This is a genomic window from Amycolatopsis sp. NPDC041971, assembly GCF_055588925.1.
Genome location: NZ_JBVJCE010000001.1, coordinates 583,916 through 604,767, shown reverse-complemented (window position 1 = coordinate 604,767; position 20,852 = coordinate 583,916). Strand labels below are relative to the sequence as shown.

Sequence of the window (20,852 nt, the reverse complement as noted above, 5' to 3'; positions counted from 1 at the left end):
TCATTCGAGAGACCCGCGTTTCTTCGTTGCTTCGGCTGCTTGGTGGTCGGTTTCCTCGGTCAGTCCTAGTGCCTTCTTCAGTCTGAGAATTAGTTCTGTGTAGTAGTCGTCTTGGAATCGCAGATGCCCTTCATAGAAGCGACCAGTTTCATTGATTCCGTTCTTGCCGTCCACCGCATGTCTACTCGCTGGCTCATTTCCTGGTGGCACAACCTGAGATAACCTGGCCGAATCGAAAAACTGATCGCGAATGAAGTCCCGCTGGTCTTGGCACTTCTTGAGTAGCGCACGCATCTCGTCACCATTCATGGTGAAGCCCTGGCCGCTCGCCGGCGCCGCTCCACCGCCGACGACGTCGTCACTGTTCTGGAACCAGACATCTCCGAAGAACGAAGTCATCGAGATCTCCCCCTTTACTTCAATCCGTGCAGGGTCGCGTAGAGGACGTCGATCAGGACATCCCTGCTCCCCGGTTCGAAGCTGACCAGCAGTTCGCCGTCCTCACCCGGCAGCAGGTAAGTGAGGACACGCCCGGCATGGGCGGTGTCGACCACGGTGAGCGGAGTGCTCCTGGTGCCGTTGTTGACCGCGTAGAGCTGATGCACCCCGGTGCGTTTCGTCGCCATCAGTTCCCGCGCGGAGGGCAGCGGGTCGTACGCGGGCTCCTCGGTCGGGTCCTCGAGGTCGTAGGAATCCTCGTAGACCGGCTGGCCGGAGAAGCGTGATTTAGGAATCTTGACCGGGTTGATCCGGGCCGGTTCGACAGGGGGCAACATGTCGACGAGGGATTCGGCGCCGTAACCGGGGTCGATGACGTCGATGCGGATCTTCTCGTCCTGGCGGATCACCCGGACGGCGTCCGGGCCGGACGCCGACACGAGGATGTTCCCGGTCTCGTTCGCCTCGATGTCGCCGAGCCAGGCGGTGAACCGCAGCGGACCGGTGGCCAGCACGCGGAGGAGGTCGCGGAACTCCCTGGTCAGGGTGCCGCCGGAGGCCAGCTTCAACTCGGTGAGGGTGTCGAGCACCGCGTCGTCGAGCTTCTTCTTGGTGTCTTCGGCGAGCCACAGGTGGTCCGGGCCGAGCACCGCGGGCGGAATGCCGTGGCGCTCCCATTCCCACGCGGTGAGCAGGACGGTCTTCGGCAGGTACAGGGGTGCTTCGAACACGGTCAGAGCCCGATCACCGGCGGGACCGGCTTCGTGTCGGTGCCGCCGAAGACGCTCTCGGGGTCGGCTTCCTGCAGGTACGAGGCACGCTGGTGCTCCTCGTCCTCGCCGCCCTTGCCCTTGCCCGCGCCGGCGCCCATCGGACCCATCCCGGGTGCGCCAGGCCTGCCCGCGCCCCCGGCGGGACCACCGGGTGTCCCGGGGCGTGCCACCTGGCCGGGTTGTCCGGGAGCCATCGCGCCGCTGCCGCGTCCGGTTCCGGGCGTGGCGCCACTTGCCGGACCACCGGACGAACCCGAGCCGGGCCCGAAACCACCGCCGCCGCTGCCGGGACCGAATCCCGGTCCGAAACCACCTCCACCACCACCAGGGCCGAAATTGGTGCCGCCGGTGCCGGGGCCGAAGGACGGCGGCTGGTAACCCGGATACGACGAAGGCTGCGGAGGCGTGTAGCCCGCCGCCCGCGTGCCGTCGTCGTACTGACCTGGGCGGAAGCCCGGATCGGAAGGCTGATGAGGGCGCGGGGGTTCATACGGTCGCGGGTTCGGGGTCTCGTGGCCGGGTGGCGGTCCCGTCGGTGGCGGTGGCTGCACCCCGCCCGGAGGCGGCCGGTACCCGCCGTCGCCGGGATCCGAGCGCCCGTCGAACCCCCGCACTTTGCCGCCATCACCGTCACCGGGGCCGGGGCCGCTGTCGTCGACCTTGAAATCCCCGCCGTCGAACGCGCCGAGCTGCCCGTAGTCGATGGTCCGGCCCGCGGTGTTCGAGCTCGACTGGTCGTTATAGGCGTTGTAGCGGTCGAGGTTCGCTTGCGCCTTCTGGTTGTACTGGTTGACCTTGTCTTCTGTGTCGGTGTCCCACGGCGTCACGTCGTCGTAGGTGCCCGTGGTCGGCGGGTCCGCGGCGACTTCGCGGTCCAGTGAGTTCTTCAGCGACACGAACTGATCCAGCTGCGTCTGCGTCAACCCGGAATTGCGCTCGAGACTCGATGACGCCGAAGTGGAGGAGTCGGCGAGCGGCTGAAGCTTCGCCCGTGCCGCGTCCGCCGCGCCACCGGTCCAGGCGGACTCCAACGCCGTCATCACGCCGCGGGTCCCGTCATGCAACTGGGTCTGGTTCCGCGCTTGCTCACCACCGACCCTGCGCGCCTCTTCCAACGAGCCGGCGCCAGGGCCGTTCAGGACCGCTTCGAGCAGTTGCTTGGGCGTCATTCCGCCCTGATTGACCGCTCCGGAGCCGTCGCTCACGTTCGACCCGACGATTCCGCCGACGATCGCGCCGACCGGCCCGCCCACGACGAAACCGGCCGCCGCACCGGCGCCCGTCTTGCCGAGCAGTCCTGCGGCCGCATCCCATGCGTCCCCGAACAAACCCATCGAAGCCCTCCCCGGCCCAATCGGTCGATGTCTTGCGCTCACGCACAATACCGTGCCGATTACACCAGGTGGGGGGATTCAACCCAGAAGGCGAGCTTGCAGCCTGGTGATCGGCCGGAGCGCCAGGAAGATCGGGATGGCCATTCCGAGCGCGACGAAGAAATGCACGATCCACGCCCTTGCCAAGGTCGGCCCGCCCCACGTGTCCTCCGGGTCGCTCCCGGCCCAGAAGAGCCCGTAGGTCGCGATGCGCCCGACAAGATAGAAGAGCAGCAAAGCGAGCAGGAACGCGACCACACTCGGGCCGAAGGCGGCCGCGAACCGCGGCCGTGTCCCGCTCCCCTGCCCGAGCCAGCGCCGCGCAAGTCCGCGCTGGACCTTCGCGCCACCGAGGTAACCCGGAAGAACGAGGAGCGCGTAGACCGCGCGTTTCCAGTCCGAAGTCGTCATACCAGGCACGCTATGGGCCCCTGACCTGCGCAGACACCGGGCTGGCGGCCGACCCTGGGTAGGGAAAACCGGGATCGCTGTGGTGATCCACACGACCGGCGCTTGGATGCGCGCGAAACGTTCCCCGACGTCAGACGGGTATGCAACACTCGGTCGCCGAATGGCTACGACGTGAACAGGGGAGGTTCGCGTGTCGAACCCTGAGCAGCTCTTCGCTGATTTCGAGGCCAAGCTGGCCGACGCCCAGCGAAAGGCGAATCAGATGCGCACCGAGATCGAAAGCGTTTCGGTGTCCGAACGCAGCAAGGACGGCCAGATCTCGATCAAGGTCAACCACGCGGGGAACCTCGTGGGCCTGGAGATCGGCCCGTCCGTGCGGGACAACCCGGCGCTCGCGCAGGAGATCCTCCGCGTCGTCCAGAGCGCACAGAGCAAACTCGCGAGCGCGATGCAGGCCGGAGTTCCGTCCATCGCGGGCACCGAGACGATGAACGAGCTGGTCAACCAGCTGCAGAGCGAATACCCGGAACCCGAGCCGACGGGCTACGTCGAGGGCGGTCACCAAGCGGTGGACGAGGACGCCCGCTTCGTCGCCGAAGACGAACCCGACGCGCCCCCTCCCGCCCCGAAGCCGCCAGCTCCTCCGGCCACACCCGCGCCGCCGCGCGCCGCGCGCAGGCAGCAGACGGACCACGAGGACGACTACTTCACCGGCGGCGACTTCCTGCGCTGAGCGGGTTCTTGAGGGAGGGAAAGCATGGGACAGCCACAAGGCAGTGAAGACTTCAAGGTCGATCCCGCGGAGCTCGCCGCCCATCGCAACACGATCGACTATTTGGGGCAACGAGTCGCGATGACCGGGTCTGCGGCGGACGCGGCCATGGGTGACGAAGCGTTCGGTCTGGTCGGAATACCACTCGCCGCGATTTGCGCCACCGTTCAGAGTCTGGCGAGGAGTGCGATCGAGTCGGCTGTCGACGCCTCGGCAGACCATGCCGACCGTGTGCACACCTGGCAACAGAGGAAGCAAATGCAGGAGGACGAGTTCAAGAGCCTCTTCAAGGTGGAGGACTGACCGATGGCAGAGACCCCCGTCGCGGCCCAGGGCCCCAACCCGTTGATCAAGACGGACGCCGCTCAAGATGAGAGCTCGCTCGAAGGCGCGGGGATCCTCCAAGACTTCTGGGACACCGGCGCCAAGATCGCGAGTGGTGACTGGGCGGAAGGATTGGCGAACTTCGTCAACGGTGTGAGCGGCCTGGCCGATCTCGTTGCCGACCCGATCGGGACCCTGGCGGCATCGGCCTTCGGCTGGATCATCGAGCATGTCCCCTTTCTCCGTGAGCCGCTGGACTGGCTGGTCGGTGATCAGGTCGCGTTGGACAACATGATCGGGACCTGGGAGAACATCGGCAAAGAACTCGAATCCGTCAGTGAAGACCTGAGTAAGGCCACCGACCGCGACAGTGCGAATTGGACAGGCGAAGCTGCTGATGCCTACAGGGCCTTCGCCAAGAATCGCGCGGACTTGTACGCGGGTATCGCCTCGGGCGCGAACTCCATCGGGACATTGGTCGGCGTCTGCAAGATGATCCTCGCGGTCGTACGTACGATCGTCCGGGACTTGATCTCGGAGTGTCTCGGGAAGCTCGTGAGCATCGCGATGCGCTACCCGGGGCCGGCGATGCCTGCCGGCATCGCCGCGGAGGGAACACCGAAGGCCATCAGCTACGCACAGAGGTGCCTCGGCTGGATCAAGAAGCTGACCAAGGCATTCGATAAGGCGAGGGGGCTTTTCAAGCGCCTCACTGACGGTTTCGACAAGATCAAGGACGCCTTGACCCCGAAGGCGTTGAAGAAGTTCACGGGCAGCGGGAAGAATGCGGTCGACGGTGCCGGGGGCACGACCTTCGCGTCGAAGGTCGCCGAGGCGAGAAAGGATCTGCCTGAGTCTCGCAAGCACATTTTTGGTTTGGAAGATACAGCCAAGGACAAGAGCCTCACCGAGAATCTTGCTCAGGTGAAGGAAAATGTGACCGGTCGCCTCAAAGATAAGTACGGCGAGGACTTCCAGTCGAACCTTGCCAAAGAGAAACGCAAGGCCATCGGGAAAAAGATCGACGAGGCGGCAGGTGACGTTTTCGGTGAGGAAGAGGAAGCACCGAGTAAAAAGACGCCGCCTCCAGTTGGGGTCGTGGGGCCGTATAGCTTGGCAGGTGAGCCACAGGAATCCGGTGATTCGGAAGACCTCGCAGTTGAGCGTCCGATCTTCGACCAACAGGGTGGGCAGCGAATCTCCGGCTCTCTGTAGGGCCTCCAACGACGTGAAAGGAACACCGAGTGACCGATGACCGGTTGGTGATCTCGCGAACACCTGGAGTCACCGGTCACCTGGTGCTGGCAGTTCTGTTCGGCGCCCTGACCGTGGTCATGGCAATCGCCGTGGTCAGCGACTACCAATTGGCGGTGCGCATCGTCGCCGGTGTGCTCTGTGCTGTGTTCATTTATTGCGGAACCATCGAGTTCCGTAACTACCGGACTCCTCCTCCTGCCGATGAACTGATCTTCGATCCGGCCGGAATCAGGCGCATCAAGGGTGGCCTGGTGGCCTGGAGCGCTCGGTGGGAAGACATCGCCCAAGTCATCTTGAGCCTCGAGTTTCGCGAGCACTCCCCGCACCGTTCCGGATCTGACGAGTTCAAGCTCGTGTTTCGCCCGGGATCGGGTTTCGACGCACTGGCCGCGGGCTTTGCCCGCGAACCCGATGGTGACCTCCAGGTGGCGGATATCGACCTCGGGCCTCGTGATGTGGAGCGGCTTCTGCCCTTTCTCGTGAAGCATGTCGAGGTCGCGATCGAGGACGACAACACCGCCGTGCGGACTGTGCCCGACGAACCGGTGGTGGAGACGGCTCGCGAGGAAGATCTCGACGTCGTGGACGACGTGGTGAAGATCCATGTGAACGGCTGGGACAAGCGCAAGATGCGGGTCTTCCGGTTCGCGTCGCTGATGATCGAGGTCACGGCCTTAGTGGTCGCTGTCGCTACCGAAGGCACCTCGGTGCGAGTCTGCGCGCTTGTGGTGCTCTTCGCGCTCTTCGCGGTGACGATAGTGGTGGAAGGGCTCGAAGGAGCGACGCACGAGAAGCGGCGGAGAGTCGTGCTCGAGGTCAGGTCGCAGGGCTTCTACTTCCGGACTTACGGCACCTTCGTCGGCGTGTGGTGGCACGAGATCGACGCGGTCCGGTGGGGAGTCGACCAAGGTTCCACCTACCTGGACTTCCTGCCGAGTTCGGACATGTTCGTCGTTCGTCATCCTCGGTTGGCGGAATTGACCAGAAGCGATCCGTACAACGCAGAGTCCGACGGTCTCGCCGGTGGTTGGTATCGGCTGGGGAGGCCGTTCAGCGTGAACGCCCGACGTGAGTTCGAGAGCGCGATGCGGACGTCCGAAGGCGTGGAATTCCGGGAGTCGGCGGCGTTGGGCTGACCGCCCCGTCAGGCGAACCGGGGCGCCGCCGGCGCCGATCACTCGGGGGGCTACGTGATCGACGCCGGCGACCCGATGCCCCGCTCCCGGCAAGCCGGGATCAGGGCAACGTCACCGCGTGGACGCGGCAACGCATCTCAAGAGCGGGCGTGATCGCCGAAGTGACGCCCGGGGGAAGGTTATCCCCCGAAAGAGTGACGGCGTTCCGCTGCTCGCCTGATTGTCGCACTACGCGCCGAGAAAGTTACAAAGGTCTTCACATCTTCGCCGGGAGAAGGGCCATGCCCGGACAACTCCTGGTCATGGCATCGTTTCCTCCATGAGTTCTCAGGTGCTGGTCATCGGGTCTGCCAATGCCGATCTCGTCGTCCCGGTCGACCGGCGACCCGGGGGTGGCGAAACCGTACTCGGTGGCGACACGATCTTGTCGCCGGGTGGCAAGGGCGCCAACACGGCGGTCGCGGCGGCCAGGCTCGGCGCCGACGTCGCGTTGCTCGGGGCGGTCGGTGACGATCCGTATGGCGAGTTGCTCAAGCGGTCGCTGGCCGAGTCCGGGGTCGACACCGGTTCGCTGCGCACGAGTGAGCGTCCGACGGGGATCGCGTACATCACGGTCACGCCCGATGGCGAAAATTCGATCCTCGTCTCGCCTGGCGCCAATTCCAGCCTGCGGCCTGAGGACGTCGACCTCGACGGCGCCGAGATCGTGGTGTTGTCGCTGGAGATTCCGCTCGAAACCGTCGAGCACGCCGTCGCGAAAGCTGCCGAAAAGGGCGTGAAGACGTTGTTGAACCTGTCCCCGGCGGCCGAGCTTTCCGCGAAGACGCTCCAGGGTCTCGACGTCCTGCTGGTCAACGAGCACGAGGCGGCGTTCCTGCTCGGTGGCGAGACCGGCTTCCCCAAGTTGCTCGATCTCGGTCCGAAGGCCGCTGTCGTGACGCTCGGCGCGAAGGGGGCGGCGGTGGTGACCGCGGATGGGGTGACGGAGGTGCCGTCGCCGAAGGTCGAGGCCGTCGACACCACGGGCGCCGGTGATGCTTTCGCGGGCGCGCTCGCCACGTCGCTCGCGAAGGGTGAGGAGCTGGCCGACGCGGCGCGCAGGGCGGTGAAGGTGGCGGCGATCACGGTGACCCGTCAGGGGGCGCAGCCGTCGTATCCGACGGTGTCCGAACTGGAATGATGTGTACTTCTGTGTTGTGCTGTCGGCTATGAATCAGGTCACGCCGCCTATGAGATATGGTCTAGACCATGCCGTCTGAGTCTTTGACCGGGGTCGCCGTCAGTCCCGGCCGCGCGAGCGGTCCTGTCGTCCGGGTCGCCGAACCGCTCGGCGAACCCGCGAGTACCCCGGCACCGGCCGATCCCGCCGCCGAGGCCGCGCGGATCGCCCCGGCCGCGCAAATCGTGGCGGGCAGGCTCGAGAAGCTTTCCGAGACGGCGGCCGGTGAGGCCGCGACGATTCTCATCACCACCGCGGCGATGGCGGCCGACCCGGCGCTCGTTTCCTCCGCCGAGCAGCTGGTCAAGGATCAGAACCTGCCCGCGCCGCGTGCGGTGCACCAGGCGGCGGGGAAGTTCGCCGACGCGCTCACGGCCGCGGGCGGCTACATGGCCGAGCGTGCTCGCGATGTCCTCGACGTGCGCGACAGGCTCGTCGCCGAGCTGCTGGGCATCGCGCCTCCTGGCGTTCCCGACCTCGAGTCGCCGAGTGTGCTCGTCGCGCGCGACCTCGCGCCCGCCGACACCGCAGGCCTCGACCCGGAGAAGGTGCTCGCGCTCGTCACCGAAGAGGGCGGCCCCACCAGTCACACCGCGATCCTCGCCCGCGCGCTCGGCATTCCCGCCGTGGTCGCGGTCCGCGGTGTCCTCGCACTCGACGCGCAAGCGCTTGCGGTGGACGGTGACACCGGCGTCGTCGAAGTCGCCGACCCCCACGCAGACGTCGTCACGGCCACCAAGACCGGCGCGATCGAGTGGGACGGCACCGGCGCGACCGCCGACGGCCACCGCGTGAAGGTGCTCGGCAACGTCGGTTCCGCGGCCGACGCTCAGGCCGCCGCCGAAGCGGGCGCCGAGGGCGTCGGCCTTTTCCGCACCGAGTTCTGCTACCTCGACGCCTCCTCCGAGCCGAGCGTCGAAGAGCAGCGCAAGGCCTACACCGCCGTGCTCACCCCATTCCGCGGCAAGCCGGTCATCGTCCGCACTCTCGACGCGGGCGCCGACAAACCCCTTGCCTTCCTGGAGCCCGAGGCCGAGCCCAACCCGGCTCTCGGCGTACGCGGGCTTCGGGTCGCCTTCGACCGGCCCGAGATTCTCGATCGCCAGCTCGAGGCCATCGCCGGTGCCGCGCAGGACTCCGGCGCCGAGGTTTCGGTGATGGCCCCGATGGTCGCCACCGCCACCGAGGCCGCCTGGTTCGCCGAGCGCGTCCGCGCGGCCGGTATCGCCCGCGCGGGCGTGATGATCGAGATCCCCGCCGCCGCGCTGACCGCCCGCGAGATCCTCGACGCGGTCGACTTCGTCTCCGTCGGCACCAACGACCTCGCGCAGTACACCTTCGCCGCGGATCGCCAGCTCGGCGCGGTCGCCAAGCTCAACGACCCGTGGCAGCCCGGGTTGCTGCGCCTGCTCGAGATCATCGGCCAGGCCGCGAAGGACACCGGCAAACCCGCCGGTGTCTGTGGTGAGGCCGCCGCCGACCCGCGGCTCGCGCTGGTGCTGGCCGGGCTCGGCCTGACCAGTCTTTCGATGAACGCGCCCGCCGTGCGCGCGGTCGGCGCGAGCTTGGCGGCGACGACGTTGGCGGAATGCGAGTCGTTCGCCGAAGCGGTCTTGGCCGCGTCGGACCCGGTGTCCGCGAGGCAGGCCGCCGCGAAGCGATAGCAAAGGTCCCTTGCTCCCCCGACCGAAAAAGTTCGGGGGCATGTCGAAATCCCGTCCACCGTTTCGACGCCTTGGTGAAAGACACCGAAGCGACGAAAGGACCGGACCATGACGACCACCGTGACCCCGACGCGGGCGGGACGCCGGGAATGGGTCGGGCTGGCCGTGCTGGCCCTGCCCACCTTCCTGGTTTCCCTCGACGTGTTCGTACTGATCCTCGCGCTGCCGAAACTCAGCCAGAGCCTCGGCGCCGACAGCACTCAACAACTGTGGATCATGGACGTCTACGGCTTCATGATCGCCGGGTTCATGGTCACCATGGGCACCCTCGGTGACCGCATCGGCCGCCGGAAACTGCTGCTCATCGGCGCCACGGCGTTCGGACTGGCCTCCGTGCTGGCCGCGTTCTCGACCACCGCGCTGATGCTCATCGCCGCCCGCGCGCTCCTCGGTATCGCCGGTGCCACGCTGGCGCCGTCGACGCTCGCCCTGATCAGCAACCTGTTCCCCGACAACCGTCAGCGTTCCCTCGCGATCGGCATCTGGGCCGGCTGCTTCACCGTCGGCGCGATCGTCGGGCCGATGGTCGGCGGCGTGCTGCTGGAGCACTTCTGGTGGGGTTCGGTGTTCCTGCTCGGCGTTCCGGCGATGGTCCTGCTGCTCGTGGTCGGCCCGAAGCTCCTGCCCGAGTACCGCAACGAGAACGCCGGCCGGGTCGACCTGCCGAGTGTCGTGCTCTCGCTGGTCACGATCCTTCCCTCGGTCTACGGCATCAAGGAACTCGCCCGCGACGGCGTTCACGTGGTCCCGGTGGCCTCGCTCCTGATCGGTCTCGGCTTCGGCGTGATGTTCGTGCGGCGCCAGCGAATCCTCCAGGACCCGTTAATCGACCTGACGCTGTTCCGCGCCCCCGCGTTCACGACGGCGATCGGCGGGATGTGCGCGTTCACCATGCTGGGCGGCACGACCATGCTCTTCGTCGCGCAGTTCTTCCAGATCGTGCTGGAGCTTTCGCCGGTCGGCGCCGCGCTGGCGTTGCTGCCGGGCATGCTCGCCTCGACCGTCAGCTTCCTGGGCGCGCCGATCCTGGCCCGCCGCGTCCGTCCCGCCACGCTGATCGCCACCGGGCTGGCGGGCGCTGTCGGCGGATTCCTGCTGCTGACGCAGGTGGAGGCGGGTGCGGGGCCGGTGATCCCGTCGATCGCCTTCGCCATCACCTGCCTGTGCGGCGGTCCGCTGGTCACCCTGGGCACGGATCTGGTCGTCGGCTCGGTGCCGCCGGAGAAGGCCGGTTCGGCGGCCTCGCTTTCGCAGACGGGCAACGAATTCGGTTACGCGCTGGGCATCGCGACCGTCGGGACGCTGGGCAACGCCGTCACTCAGTCCCGGCTCGCGGACGCGGTCCCCGCGCACGACGCGTTCGCCAGCGGGATGCACGCGGTGTCCGGGCTGGCGGCGCTGGTGCTGGCCGCCGTCGCGTACTTCGTGCTCCGGCACCTCCGCCACGTGCGGCCGGTCGGTGTTTAACCGAAGAAGCCCCGCCGCGGGTATTTGATGATCAGCGACCCCCCGTGCACGCGCCCGGTGATGACGAACCGGGGCGTGCCGGGGCGGCCGTTCGAACGCGTCCGGTCGTCGAGGTTGCCGAACTTGATGTCGGTGATCGAGTTGGTGTCGACGGCGCCGTTCTCGGGGATGGTGATCTCCACCGGACCCCATTTGGCCTGCAGTTCGATATGCACGACCGGGTGCCGGATCTCGGCCTGGGAGAAGTCCAGTTTCGTGGCGCCGTACTTGTTCCGGATCACCATCGACTCGGGGACCAGCCAGTTCCCGTTGCGCTGCAACGCCGAGTACTTGCCGTTGAGCTCCATGACCTGCCCGGACGACTGCGCGTAGGCGTGCTGCGCCGGCGGCGACCACGGGTTCTGCTGCTGCCGCGGCACCATTCCCGCTTCGGGATGCGCCAGGCCGGGCAGATCCGTGAGAACCGCGTTCAGCTCACCGCGGGTCTTCGAAGCGAGGGCGCGGTCGGTCCGTTCGGTGAACTCGTCGAGGTTCAGCATCCCGAGGCCGATCGCCTTCTGCAGGATCTCGATGACGTGTTCGCGCTCCGCGTCGGAGACCCGGATGTCCCGTCCGGTCAACGGCTTGGTCTCGGTCGTCGACTGCTCTTCCTCGCCCATGCCTGGAATGGTAGAACCGGATCTCACGCGCGAGATCGGGGAAATACCCTGAACAGACCCGCATTTTTCCCCTGGGCCGCCCTGTCGGCGGCGTTCCTCCTGCTGGCCGGTTGCACTAGCGCCACGCCGCAACCTGCCCCTGCTCCCTTGCCGTCACCTCCGCCACCGTCGAAACTCGAAGGCGAACCGGTGGACTACAGCGGTTTCCGGCTCGTCATGGCGACCTCGCCGCCGTCGATGCTCGATCCCGCCACCGGAGCCACCACTCCGCTTCCGGGGGCTCCGGCCGGGGACCGGGTCAACGAGGTCCTCCGCGTCGGCAAGTTCCCGGTCGTGCTGTCGGCCGCCCGCTGCGGGCCGTCGTGCCTGGAGCCGTCCGAAGTGCTCGTCTACGGCGATCCCCAGAACCAGCCGTGGAGGCTGGGCAAGGCCCGCAGCGTCGCCCCGGCCACCGACGAAAGCGGCGTCTGGCTGATCCGTGACGACGGTAACGACCTCTGCCGCCTCCAATACGTCTCGCTGCTCGGCGCGGAGCGCGATCGCGGCCGTCCGGCGAGCTGCACGACAGCCGTTCGCCAAGAGGTACCGAAGGGCCTGCTGATCACGGTGAACAGCGGGACGGCCAGTGCCGAGGACGTGCTGATCGACCCCGCCACCGGCCGCGCCCTGCACCAGTTCCCCCGCGTACTGGCGCTCACCAAGGAGCGGATGCTGCTGGCCGAGCTGACCGAGTTCTCCGTGCTCGACCTGCGTAACGATCAACGCGTACCGGTCGAGCGGCCGGTGGCCAACGGCGCGCCCGGCATGGTGGTGCCGAGCCGCGACGGCTACCAGGTCGCCGTGCTCTTCGGCGACCCCGCCTGGGCCGGGACCGCGACGCAGACCGCGGACGTCTGGGTGCTGGCTCTCGACACCCTGACCTGGACGCACGCGCCCTCGACGCCGTTCGCGACCGAGCTCAAGCGGGCCGCGATCGAGTGGACCGAGGGCGACCACCTGGTGATCGCCACCGACGTCGTCGCGAACTGGCGCCTCGATCGGCCGCGGTGGACGGTCGTCAAGACACCGTTGCCCGCCGAGCGGAACCAGCGGGTGGTGGCCATCGCGCAGGGCTGACTAATCCTCGTCGAGCCCGTGCTCGATGGCGTAGCGAGCCAGTTCGACACGGTTGTGCAGCTGAAGTTTCCGCAGCGTGGACTGGACGTGGTTTTCCACCGTCCGATGCGAGAGCACGAGCTTCTCGGCGATCTGCCGCGCCGTCATCCCCTTCGCGACCAGGCGCAGGACGTCGGTCTCGCGTTCGGTCAGTCGCGGCGGTGCGGGCCCGTCGTCCGGGGCGTCGGCCATGCGGCGGTACTCGCCGAGGACCAGCCCGGCGAGTCCGGCGGTGAACACCGGGTCCCCCGCCGCGGTCCGCTTGACCGCGTCCACGAGTTCGCTCGCCGAGGCCGACTTGACCAGATACCCGGAGGCACCGGCCTTCACCGCCTCGAGGACGTCGCTGTGCTCGCCGCTCGCGGACAGCACCAGCACCTTCGTCGACGGCAGTTCCGTGGTGATCTCGCGGGTGGCGTCGACCCCCGACGTCTCGCCGAGGTTGAGGTCCATCAGGACGACCTCCGGCCGGACCGTACGCGCGATCCGCACCGCGGCGGGCGCGTCCGGCGCGGTGGCCCGCACGTCGAAACCGTGTTCGGCCAGGTCGCGCGCGACCCCGTCACGCCACATCGGATGATCGTCGACCACCATCACCGAGATCCGAGCCTCACCGGTCATCGCTTTCCCCTCGCCGCGACTGGAACCTTGACTTCCCATTCCGTGCCCTGGCCGGGCGCGGTGTCCAGGACGGCGCTTCCGCCCAGATCCCGCACCCGGCCCTTGATGGACTCCGCGATACCTAGATGTCCTTCGGCCGCCGCTCGTTCCAAAACGCCGGGCGCGATTCCGGGTCCGTCGTCGCGGACGCTGACCACGACCTCGGTGCCGAGGTCCTCCAGCAGCACCCAGGCGTGCGCGTCTTCGCCCGCGTGCTTCTCGACGTTCGACAGCGCCTCGCGCGCCACGGCCACCAGTTCCGCGGTCACGTGCTCGGGCAGTTGGACCGCACCCGCGGGGGCCGACACCTGCACGGACGGCGTCGCGAGCAGTTGCAGCGCGGCCCGGAGGTCGGTGGTCCCGTTCTCGCTCGGATGCGTCGGCTCGGTGGTGACCAGTGCCCGCAGTGCGATCTCCTGCTCACCGGCCAGTTTCGCCAGTTCGGCCGCCTCCCCGCCGAATTCGGCGCCGCGTTTGCGCACCCGTGCGAGCACCTGCAGGACGCTGTCGTGGATCGAACGGGCGAGCCGCTCTCGTTCGGCCGTCGCGGCCTCCATGCGCGACGCCCTGGTCAGCGCGTCGGCGGACCGGCGGGCCATGGTCGCGGCGAGACCGATCACGAACCCACTCGCGGTCAGCAGGAAGCCGTCACGCGCGACGTCGACGTCGAATCGCCACCGCACCAGCCCGGTGACCACCGAGACCACCAGTCCGGCGAGCACGCCGCCGACCGCGCCGAACCGCGTCCCGGCGGCCGCGGGCGGGACGGCCGCCCACACCGTCGTGATGAGCGGGGTGCTGGCGTCGAACTGCGCGGTGGTCAGGATCCACGCCGACGTGAACATGAGGACGACGGTCACCACGAGGTCGACGCCGACCAGCCACGGCCAGCGGCTCGACGGCCGCGCGTAGAACACGCTGCTCAGCACCGTCCAAATCGTCATCGCGCCGAACGCGGTCCACGCGAGCCACTTATTCGCGTAGCCGTCGTAGTGGACGATGAACGAGCCCAGCGCGAAGAGCAGCGTCGTCACCCGAAGCACGATCACCCCGCGCCACAACGGGGTGACCGGGTCCCGCGTGTCGAGCGCCGAGACGGCGCGCCAGAGCGGGTTCTCGGTCACGACTTGGCTTCGGACTCTTCCCCGGAGTCGTTCGGCTCCGCCGCCTGATCCCGCAGGACGTCGATCTCGGCCGGATCGGGATCGTGTTCGTGCAGCAGTGACCGGATACCCGCGTTGAGCACCGCGAGCAGCGGCACCGAAAGCAGCGCGCCGGCGATTCCGGCGGTGACCAGGCCGGCGGTGATCGCGAGCACCACGGCGAGCGGGTGCAGCTTCACCGCGCGGCCGAGCAGGAGCGGCTGCAGCACATGGCTCTCCAGCTGCATGACGCCGATGACGATGGCCAGCACGATCAGCGCGCCGACGACGCCCTTCGTCACCAGCGCGATCAGCACCGCGACCGCGCCCGCGATCACGGCGCCGATGATCGGGATGAAGGCGCCGAGGAACACCAGCGTCGCCAGTGGGATCACCAGCGGCACGCCGACGATCGCCAGCCCGACGCCGATGCCGACCGCGTCGACCACGGCCACCGCCGCCGTCGCGCGCACGTAGCTGACCAGCGACGCGAAGCCGCGCCGCCCGGCGACGTCGACCCGGTTCCGCACGCGGCCCGGAACGCCGCGGACCAGGAACTTCCAGATCTGGTCGCCGCCGGAGAGGAAGAAGATGAGGATGAACAACGTCAGGATGAAGCCGGTGACGATCTCGCCGACCGTGCCCGCGGTGGTGAGCGCGGTCGTGGTGATCGACGCCTGATTGTTCTGCAGGAAGCTGATCGCCTGGTTGATGAACTCCTGGATCTGCTCCTGGCGCAGGTGCAGCGGCCCGTCGATGAGCCAGACCTTGATCTGGTTGAGGCTCTCCGTCAGCTGCTTCTGCAGCTCCGGCAGGCCGGAGGAGAACTGCGCGACGACGAACGTCAGCAGCCCGCCGAGTACCGCGAGCCCGGCGATCAGCACTATCCCGGCCGCGAGCCCGCGAGGGAACCTCAGCGTCATCAGCTTGGAGACCGCCGGCGCGAGCAGTGCCGCGAGCAGCAACGCGATCGACAGCGGGATCACGACGACCGACAGATAGCCGATCAGGAACACGATGACGTAGAGCGCGGCGATCACCACGATGAAGCGCCACGACAGCGCCGCGCCGATCCGCAGGCCGCGTGGCACGAGAATGGTGACGTCTTCGCCTGCCTCGGAGAGGAACGGGTTCGCCGGGTCGAATTCCGGCTGTTCGGGTTGTTTGCGCTGTGGCTCGCTCACGGGCACACCGTAGCGGTCCGAGGCGACGTTTCCGGAGCATCCAGGCAACGCGGACGGGGCGAATTCGCCCAATGCGACGCTTGACACACCGGCAGATGATCAACTCGGGAGTAACCGGCCGCCGCCAGTACCGATCACTCATCGTGATTTCGTATTGCACCCTGTGTTCTTCACACGATCGTGCGATCAAGGTGTTGCGAAGTCGCGCCGGGCTTCCGCACTTTGCTTATGTCGGTCCCGTAACGACGAACCGAGGCGGCAGGAGACCGAGTGACGAACGCGAAGAACGAGGGGCGGGGCGCGGCGCGCTTCGGCCGTCTCGCTTCGCGTGCGCTATTCGTCATCGGCGGCGCCGTCGCCGGTTCCGCCGCCGCGTGGGCTGTTTCCGGCGCCTCCGCTTCGGCCGACGTCGGCCCGTCCGACCCGGTGATCTCCACTCCCGGGACGAGCGTCACCCCGGTCACCGACGCCACCGCGGCGGGCTTGACCGACGTTTCCCACGGCAGTTCGAAGTTCGCGGGCGACGTCGCCGGTGCGATGTGCGGTAACCGGCACCAGGAAGTCACCGCTTGGTCGATGCCGGACGAGACCGGCTCCGCCCCCGCGAAGCACCACTGCGGCGACATCCGTGCCGACGAGCACGAGGTCTCCGCCCGCGTCAGCGACGCGGTCGGCGATTTCGCGGACGATTCGGTGGTCACCCCGCTCAAGCGCACCCTCGGCGCCGTCGAGCACATCGTGCGCAAGCCGCAGGACACCCGCCAGGTGCTGGACGAGACCTTCGCCCCGTCGCCAGAGGCGCGGGACTTCGGCCGCAAGGTCTGGAAGTTCCTCGACCCCCGCGGTCGCGGCGAACTCGTCCCGGAGTTCCCGGTCGGCGGCCGCACGCTCGACCCACGGTCCCCGCTGGACACCATCGGCGCCGGTGAGCAGGTCACCGACTTCGCGCAGTTGGCGACGACCCAGTTCCCCGCTCCTTCCGAGACCGTTCTCCCGATGCCGGCCTTCGTGCAGCAGCACGGTGCCTTCGATCAGATCGAGGACGTTCCTTCGCGTGACGGTCACCGCGGCGACTTCCCGCGTCCGATCACCCCGGCGCCGCTTCCCGCCGCGCCTGCCTTCCCGACCGTCCCCGGCGGCGGCACCGCCCCCGGTGGTCACCTCGACGGCCTGACCCACGGCGTTCCCGCCTGGGTCGCCGCCGCCGTCGAGCGTTCCCTGACCGGCTACTCGCCGGCAGGCACGCGGTACATGCCGCTCACCCCGGGCTCGCAGCCCGGCGTCACTCCCGACTGAACACCTCCCTCCGCGGGGTAGCCGACGCGCCTCACGCCTCCCGATTCCGGGCTTGGCTTCGCGTCCGCTCCTGATCCCCCGCGAACGGCGGTGCGCCCGCTTTGAGAAATCTCAGCCGCGCCCGCATTCGCTCCACCCCCTCTGGTGCCTCTCGAACGGCACCTCTCCGAACCCGAAAGGGAACCCGAAATGAAGGAGACAAACCCCATGCAATCCTGGGCAAAGCGCGGACTCCAGACCGCTTTGGTCACGGGTGGGTTGTTGATGCTGGGCACCGGTATCGCCTCGGCTGACGAACAGGTCAACCCGGACACCCCGGCCTCCCCGCTCGACGCGAACCTCACCGTTCCCATCGAGATCGACAACAACGCCATCGGCACGCCCCTCGGACAGGCCGACCTCCCCGGCTACCAGGGCGAAGTCAGCACCAAGACCGTCACCAAGCCCGTCCCCGACGCGCTCGACTCGGCTTCTTCGCCCGGCAGCCGCATCGACGGCATCGGCGGAAGGCTTCCCAGCCTTCCCGCCACCGGCGCCATCCCCGCCCCGCTGGCCAAGGGCGAGCCCGCCCCCCAGCTCAGCGGGGGACTGACCCCGGGTAAATTCACCACCACGGACGACATCCTCAAGGGCAACAAGGTCGTCGGAGACGTGGTCGTCCCGATCCAGATCGTCGACAACGCCATCGGCGTGGTCGGCGACGCCGAGGTCGAGGGTGGAAGCCACCAGCAGACCTGGTCGCACAACCAGGACATCGAGACCACCGGTGAGGACTCCAGCCTCGCCGGGAACGTCGTGTCCCTCGACTGGGCGCTGCCCGTGCAGATCGCCGGCAACGCCGGCGGGCTCGCCGGTGGCACCGGCCGCGTGGTCGGCGGCTCCGCCGACCAGAGCACCACCGAGACCGGCAACATCACCACCGACGGCGAGGGCTCCGCCCTGTCCGGCAACGTGCTGGCCGGCCAGTTCGCCACCCCCGTCCAGGTCACCGGCAACGCCGCGTCCTGGATCATCGGCAACGCCAACAGCTCCGGCTACGAGGCCGAGACCGACGCCACCTCCGGCGGCTGGGTCGAGACCGACGGTGACGACTCCTCCCTCGGCGGCAACGTCGGCGCGGTGCCGATCGCCCTCCCGGTGAAGGTCAACGACAACGCGGCCGCCGCGTGGGGTTCGCTCGCGAACTCCAACAGCAGCTCCTCCGCGGACGCGCAGGCCGGCGACACCACCCCCGGCTGGAGCAACGTCCCCAGCTACGTGCAGACCGAGGGCGAGGACTCGTTCCTCGCGGGTAACGCGGTCGTCCCGCAGACCGCGGACGTCGCGAACGTCGGCGGCGTGGCCGCCAGCTGGATCGGCCTCGCCAACACCGGCACCGAGGGCGGCACCAGCCACTCCGGCGTCGTCGACGCCGGTGGCTTCGTCAGCTCCGAGGGTGAAGGCTCCGCGGGCGGCGGCAACATCGTCGACCCGGCCGTGGCCGCACCCGTCGAGGTGACCTGCATCGCGGGCACCTACATCGGCAACGCCAACGCCGCGTCGTGCGACAACACCGTCGACGCGAACGCCGGCAACGGCAGCCACACCACGGGTGACGACTCCACCCTCGCGGGCAACATCGTCAACACCCAGGCCGCGCTGGCCCCCGAGGTGTTCGGCGTCGCCGGCTCGCACATCGGACAGGCGACCGCCGAAGCGTCCGAAACGAAGACCGTGACCGCGGGTGCGTACGACGGCACCACGGGCAACGACTCGACTGGCTCGGGCAACATCGTCCAGGTCCCGGCCGCGATCCCGGCCGAGGTCTTCGGCGTCGGCGGCTCGTTCATCGGTCAGAGCACCGCCTCGGCCGAGGAGACCAAGGTCGTTTCCGGTGGCGGCGGCGGCAACACCGCCGACGACAACGGCTTCCTCAGCTCCAACCTGGCCACCACGCCGGTTTCGCTGCCGGTGCAGGCGTTCGGGATCGGCGGCGCGCTCATCGGCCAGGGCCACGGTGCCGCCGACGGTGACACCACGTCCAACGCCGGGCATGACGTCCACGCGACCGGTGACGGCGGCGCGGGCTCGGGCAACCTGGTCTACGGCCCGGTCTCCCTGCCGGTCCAGGCGCACAACTTCGCCGCGGTGCTCGGCGGGATCGCGTCGGGTGAGGGCACGAACCTCACCGACTCGAACGCGGGCGGCGACGCCACCGCCAACGGTGAAGAAGGCGCGCTGGCGGGCAACATCGTCCAGACGCCGATCGGCGGAGCGGTCCCGTTCACCGGGCACGGTGTGGCCGGTGCGGGCATCGCCAAGGGCGACAGCGTCAGCGACGTCCTGTCGGAGGCCGGCGGCGACGCCACCACCACCGGTGACGAGGGCGCTGTCTCGGGCAACATCATCGGCGTGCAGGCCCTGCCGATCGTGCCGATCACGCACGACGCGGTCGCGGCCGCCGGCATCGCCGACGCCGAAGGTTCCAACACCGTCGACGCCCTTTCTGGCGGCGACGTCGAGACCTCGGGTCTCGAGGGATCGCTCTCGGGCGACATCCTCGACATCCCGGCCGCGGTCGACCCCGAGGTGTTCGGCAACGCCATCGCGGCGGTCGGCGGCGTGTCCGAGACCGAAGCGGACAGCATCATCACCGGCCAGGCCGGTGGCGACAGCAGCACCGACGGCAGCGGAGAGGCCCTCTCGGGCTTCAACTTCCACCACCCGTTCGTCTTCGTGGTGCCGCTGAACGAGTTCGAGATCCCGATCCTGGCGATCGCGGACGAGAACTCGGACGACTTCACCGAGATCAACGGTGAGGAGTTCATCCGCGCCTTCACCGACTCGGTCGGTTCGGAGATGCCGATCGACGCGCTGCCCGCGCTGCCGTTCGGTGCCACCGCGCTGCCGGCCACCCCGGCGATCGGTGGCGCCCGCGCCAACGGTCCCCAGATGGCCATCGTGCCGGTGCAGGCGGCCGGACAGACCGCGCTGAAGCAGCTGACCGCCGTCCCGGCGACGCTGCAGAAGCCGGAACTGCCCGAGCTGCCCGGCACCCCGGCGCTGCCCGGTGTCCCGGCCCTGCCGAAGACCCCGGCCCTGCCGAAGACCCCGGGTCTGCCGAAGACCCCGGGTCTGCCCGGTGACGCCGGTCGTGCGGCCGCTCCCAAGCTCGCCCAGCTGCCGACCCTGCCGGCGCTGAACGGGCTGCCCACCGCCGGGAAGCTGCCGGTGCAGCCGCCCACCGCGGGCAAGCTGCCGGTGCAGCTCCCGATCGTGGGCGCGCTGCCCACCGTCGGCAAGCTGCCGGTGCAGCTCCCCACCACGGGCAAGCTGCCGGTGCAGCTCCCGACCGCGGGCGCGCTGCCCACCGTGGGCAAGCTGCCGGTGCAGCTCCCGATCGTGGGCGCGCTGCCCACGGCGGGCAAGCTGCCGGTGCAGTTGCCCACCGCGCGTGCGCTGCCCACCGCCGGTGCGCTGCCCACCGTCGGCCAGCTGCCGGTGCAGCTGCCCACGGCGGGTGCGCTGCCTACCGCGGGTGCGCTGCCGGTGCAGCCGCCCACCACGGGCACCCTGCCCGTCGTGAGCAGCACCCCGGCGATGCCGACCGCGAAGGTCCCTGCTCTGGCGGGCGTCGATTCGTCGCCGCAGAGCATGTTCCAGCGTTTCATCGGCACCCTGACCGGCAAGAAGTTCCACACCAAGTGAACCTGCCAGTCGGTTAGCGCCACTGAATGAACCGAAGCGGGGGGGGGGGGGGGGGGGGGGGGGGGGGGGTTTTTTTTGGGGGGGGGGGGGGGGGGGGTGGTGTTTTTTTGTTCAGGAGAGAAGGGGAGGGGGGGTGTTCCCCATCCCTCTTTTTCTCTCCTTTCTCTGTTTTGTT

Annotated in this window: 18 protein-coding genes; 10 read left to right on the top strand and 8 right to left on the bottom strand. The window is 68.5% G+C overall.

From position 1 onward, the window contains the following. From ACZ6DT_RS03085 to ACZ6DT_RS03070, 4 genes are all read right to left on the bottom strand, one after another. Nucleotides 1-399, bottom strand: a complete 399-nt coding sequence (locus tag ACZ6DT_RS03085) for a hypothetical protein (RefSeq protein ID WP_465587767.1) — start codon at nucleotides 397-399, stop codon at nucleotides 1-3. Nucleotides 400-413: 14 nt separating this feature from the next. Then, nucleotides 414-1,169 carry an ESX secretion-associated protein EspG gene (locus ACZ6DT_RS03080; protein ID WP_465587765.1) on the bottom strand — a complete coding sequence of 252 codons (756 nt, stop codon included), beginning with the start codon at nucleotides 1,167-1,169 and terminating at the stop codon, nucleotides 414-416. A gap of 2 nt (nucleotides 1,170-1,171) precedes the next feature. After that, nucleotides 1,172-2,545 carry a hypothetical protein gene (locus ACZ6DT_RS03075; protein WP_465587762.1) on the bottom strand — a complete coding sequence of 458 codons (1,374 nt, stop codon included), beginning with the start codon at nucleotides 2,543-2,545 and terminating at the stop codon, nucleotides 1,172-1,174. 78 nt (nucleotides 2,546-2,623) lie between these two features. Further along, nucleotides 2,624-2,995, bottom strand: coding sequence for a hypothetical protein (locus ACZ6DT_RS03070; protein ID WP_465587759.1), 372 nt, complete (start codon nucleotides 2,993-2,995; stop codon nucleotides 2,624-2,626). A 190-nt stretch (nucleotides 2,996-3,185) separates the two neighbouring features. Here ACZ6DT_RS03070 and ACZ6DT_RS03065 point away from each other — a divergent pair, with 190 nt between their 5' ends. The 7 genes from ACZ6DT_RS03065 (at nucleotide 3,186) to ACZ6DT_RS03035 (ending at nucleotide 10,894) form a co-directional block, all read left to right on the top strand. Beyond that, nucleotides 3,186-3,728: a YbaB/EbfC family nucleoid-associated protein gene (locus ACZ6DT_RS03065; RefSeq protein ID WP_465587756.1), complete on the top strand. Its 543-nt coding sequence runs from the start codon at nucleotides 3,186-3,188 to the stop codon at nucleotides 3,726-3,728. A gap of 24 nt (nucleotides 3,729-3,752) precedes the next feature. Further along, the gene (locus ACZ6DT_RS03060) at nucleotides 3,753-4,070 is read left to right on the top strand and encodes a hypothetical protein (protein WP_465587754.1); all 318 of its coding nucleotides are present in this window, start codon (nucleotides 3,753-3,755) and stop codon (nucleotides 4,068-4,070) included. A 3-nt stretch (nucleotides 4,071-4,073) separates the two neighbouring features. Beyond that, nucleotides 4,074-5,306, top strand: a complete 1,233-nt coding sequence (locus ACZ6DT_RS03055; protein WP_465587751.1) for a WXG100 family type VII secretion target — start codon at nucleotides 4,074-4,076, stop codon at nucleotides 5,304-5,306. 29 nt (nucleotides 5,307-5,335) lie between these two features. Next, complete coding sequence (locus ACZ6DT_RS03050) at nucleotides 5,336-6,484, top strand: hypothetical protein (protein ID WP_465587748.1); 1,149 nt, start codon at nucleotides 5,336-5,338, stop codon at nucleotides 6,482-6,484. A gap of 319 nt (nucleotides 6,485-6,803) precedes the next feature. Then, nucleotides 6,804-7,664, top strand: coding sequence for a ribokinase (locus ACZ6DT_RS03045; RefSeq protein WP_465587745.1), 861 nt, complete (start codon nucleotides 6,804-6,806; stop codon nucleotides 7,662-7,664). A 68-nt stretch (nucleotides 7,665-7,732) separates the two neighbouring features. Continuing rightward, complete coding sequence (ptsP, locus tag ACZ6DT_RS03040; protein ID WP_465587742.1) at nucleotides 7,733-9,367, top strand: phosphoenolpyruvate--protein phosphotransferase; 1,635 nt, start codon at nucleotides 7,733-7,735, stop codon at nucleotides 9,365-9,367. 108 nt (nucleotides 9,368-9,475) lie between these two features. Further along, entirely contained in the window at nucleotides 9,476-10,894 is a 1,419-nt protein-coding gene (locus tag ACZ6DT_RS03035) for an MFS transporter (RefSeq protein WP_465587739.1), read from the top strand. Here ACZ6DT_RS03035 and ACZ6DT_RS03030 read toward each other — a convergent pair. Continuing rightward, nucleotides 10,891-11,553, bottom strand: a complete 663-nt coding sequence (locus ACZ6DT_RS03030) for a DUF1707 SHOCT-like domain-containing protein (protein ID WP_465587736.1) — start codon at nucleotides 11,551-11,553, stop codon at nucleotides 10,891-10,893. The genes ACZ6DT_RS03035 and ACZ6DT_RS03030 overlap by 4 nt on opposite strands. A gap of 147 nt (nucleotides 11,554-11,700) precedes the next feature. Between ACZ6DT_RS03030 and ACZ6DT_RS03025 the strand changes: the two genes are divergently transcribed. Beyond that, a complete protein-coding gene (locus ACZ6DT_RS03025; RefSeq protein ID WP_465587733.1) occupies nucleotides 11,701-12,669 on the top strand; it encodes a hypothetical protein in 969 nt (322 codons plus the stop codon). Here ACZ6DT_RS03025 and ACZ6DT_RS03020 read toward each other — a convergent pair whose 3' ends face one another. From ACZ6DT_RS03020 to ACZ6DT_RS03010, 3 genes are read right to left on the bottom strand one after another with little or no spacing between them, the layout of a single operon-like run. After that, a complete protein-coding gene (locus ACZ6DT_RS03020; protein ID WP_465587730.1) occupies nucleotides 12,670-13,329 on the bottom strand; it encodes a response regulator in 660 nt (219 codons plus the stop codon). Beyond that, nucleotides 13,326-14,492 carry a MacS family sensor histidine kinase gene (gene macS, locus ACZ6DT_RS03015; protein WP_465587728.1) on the bottom strand — a complete coding sequence of 389 codons (1,167 nt, stop codon included), beginning with the start codon at nucleotides 14,490-14,492 and terminating at the stop codon, nucleotides 13,326-13,328. Before macS ends, ACZ6DT_RS03020 begins: the two co-directional genes overlap by 4 nt. After that, a complete protein-coding gene (locus ACZ6DT_RS03010; RefSeq protein WP_465587726.1) occupies nucleotides 14,489-15,694 on the bottom strand; it encodes an AI-2E family transporter in 1,206 nt (401 codons plus the stop codon). Before ACZ6DT_RS03010 ends, macS begins: the two co-directional genes overlap by 4 nt. A 270-nt stretch (nucleotides 15,695-15,964) precedes the next feature. On the opposite strand from ACZ6DT_RS03010, the gene ACZ6DT_RS03005 reads away from it, so the two are divergent. After that, nucleotides 15,965-16,990 (top strand): hypothetical protein, encoded by a 1,026-nt coding sequence (locus ACZ6DT_RS03005; protein ID WP_465587724.1) that lies wholly within the window; start codon nucleotides 15,965-15,967, stop codon nucleotides 16,988-16,990. A 207-nt stretch (nucleotides 16,991-17,197) separates the two neighbouring features. Further along, the gene (locus ACZ6DT_RS03000) at nucleotides 17,198-20,677 is read left to right on the top strand and encodes a beta strand repeat-containing protein (protein ID WP_465587721.1); all 3,480 of its coding nucleotides are present in this window, start codon (nucleotides 17,198-17,200) and stop codon (nucleotides 20,675-20,677) included. Nucleotides 20,678-20,852 lie beyond the last annotated feature (175 nt).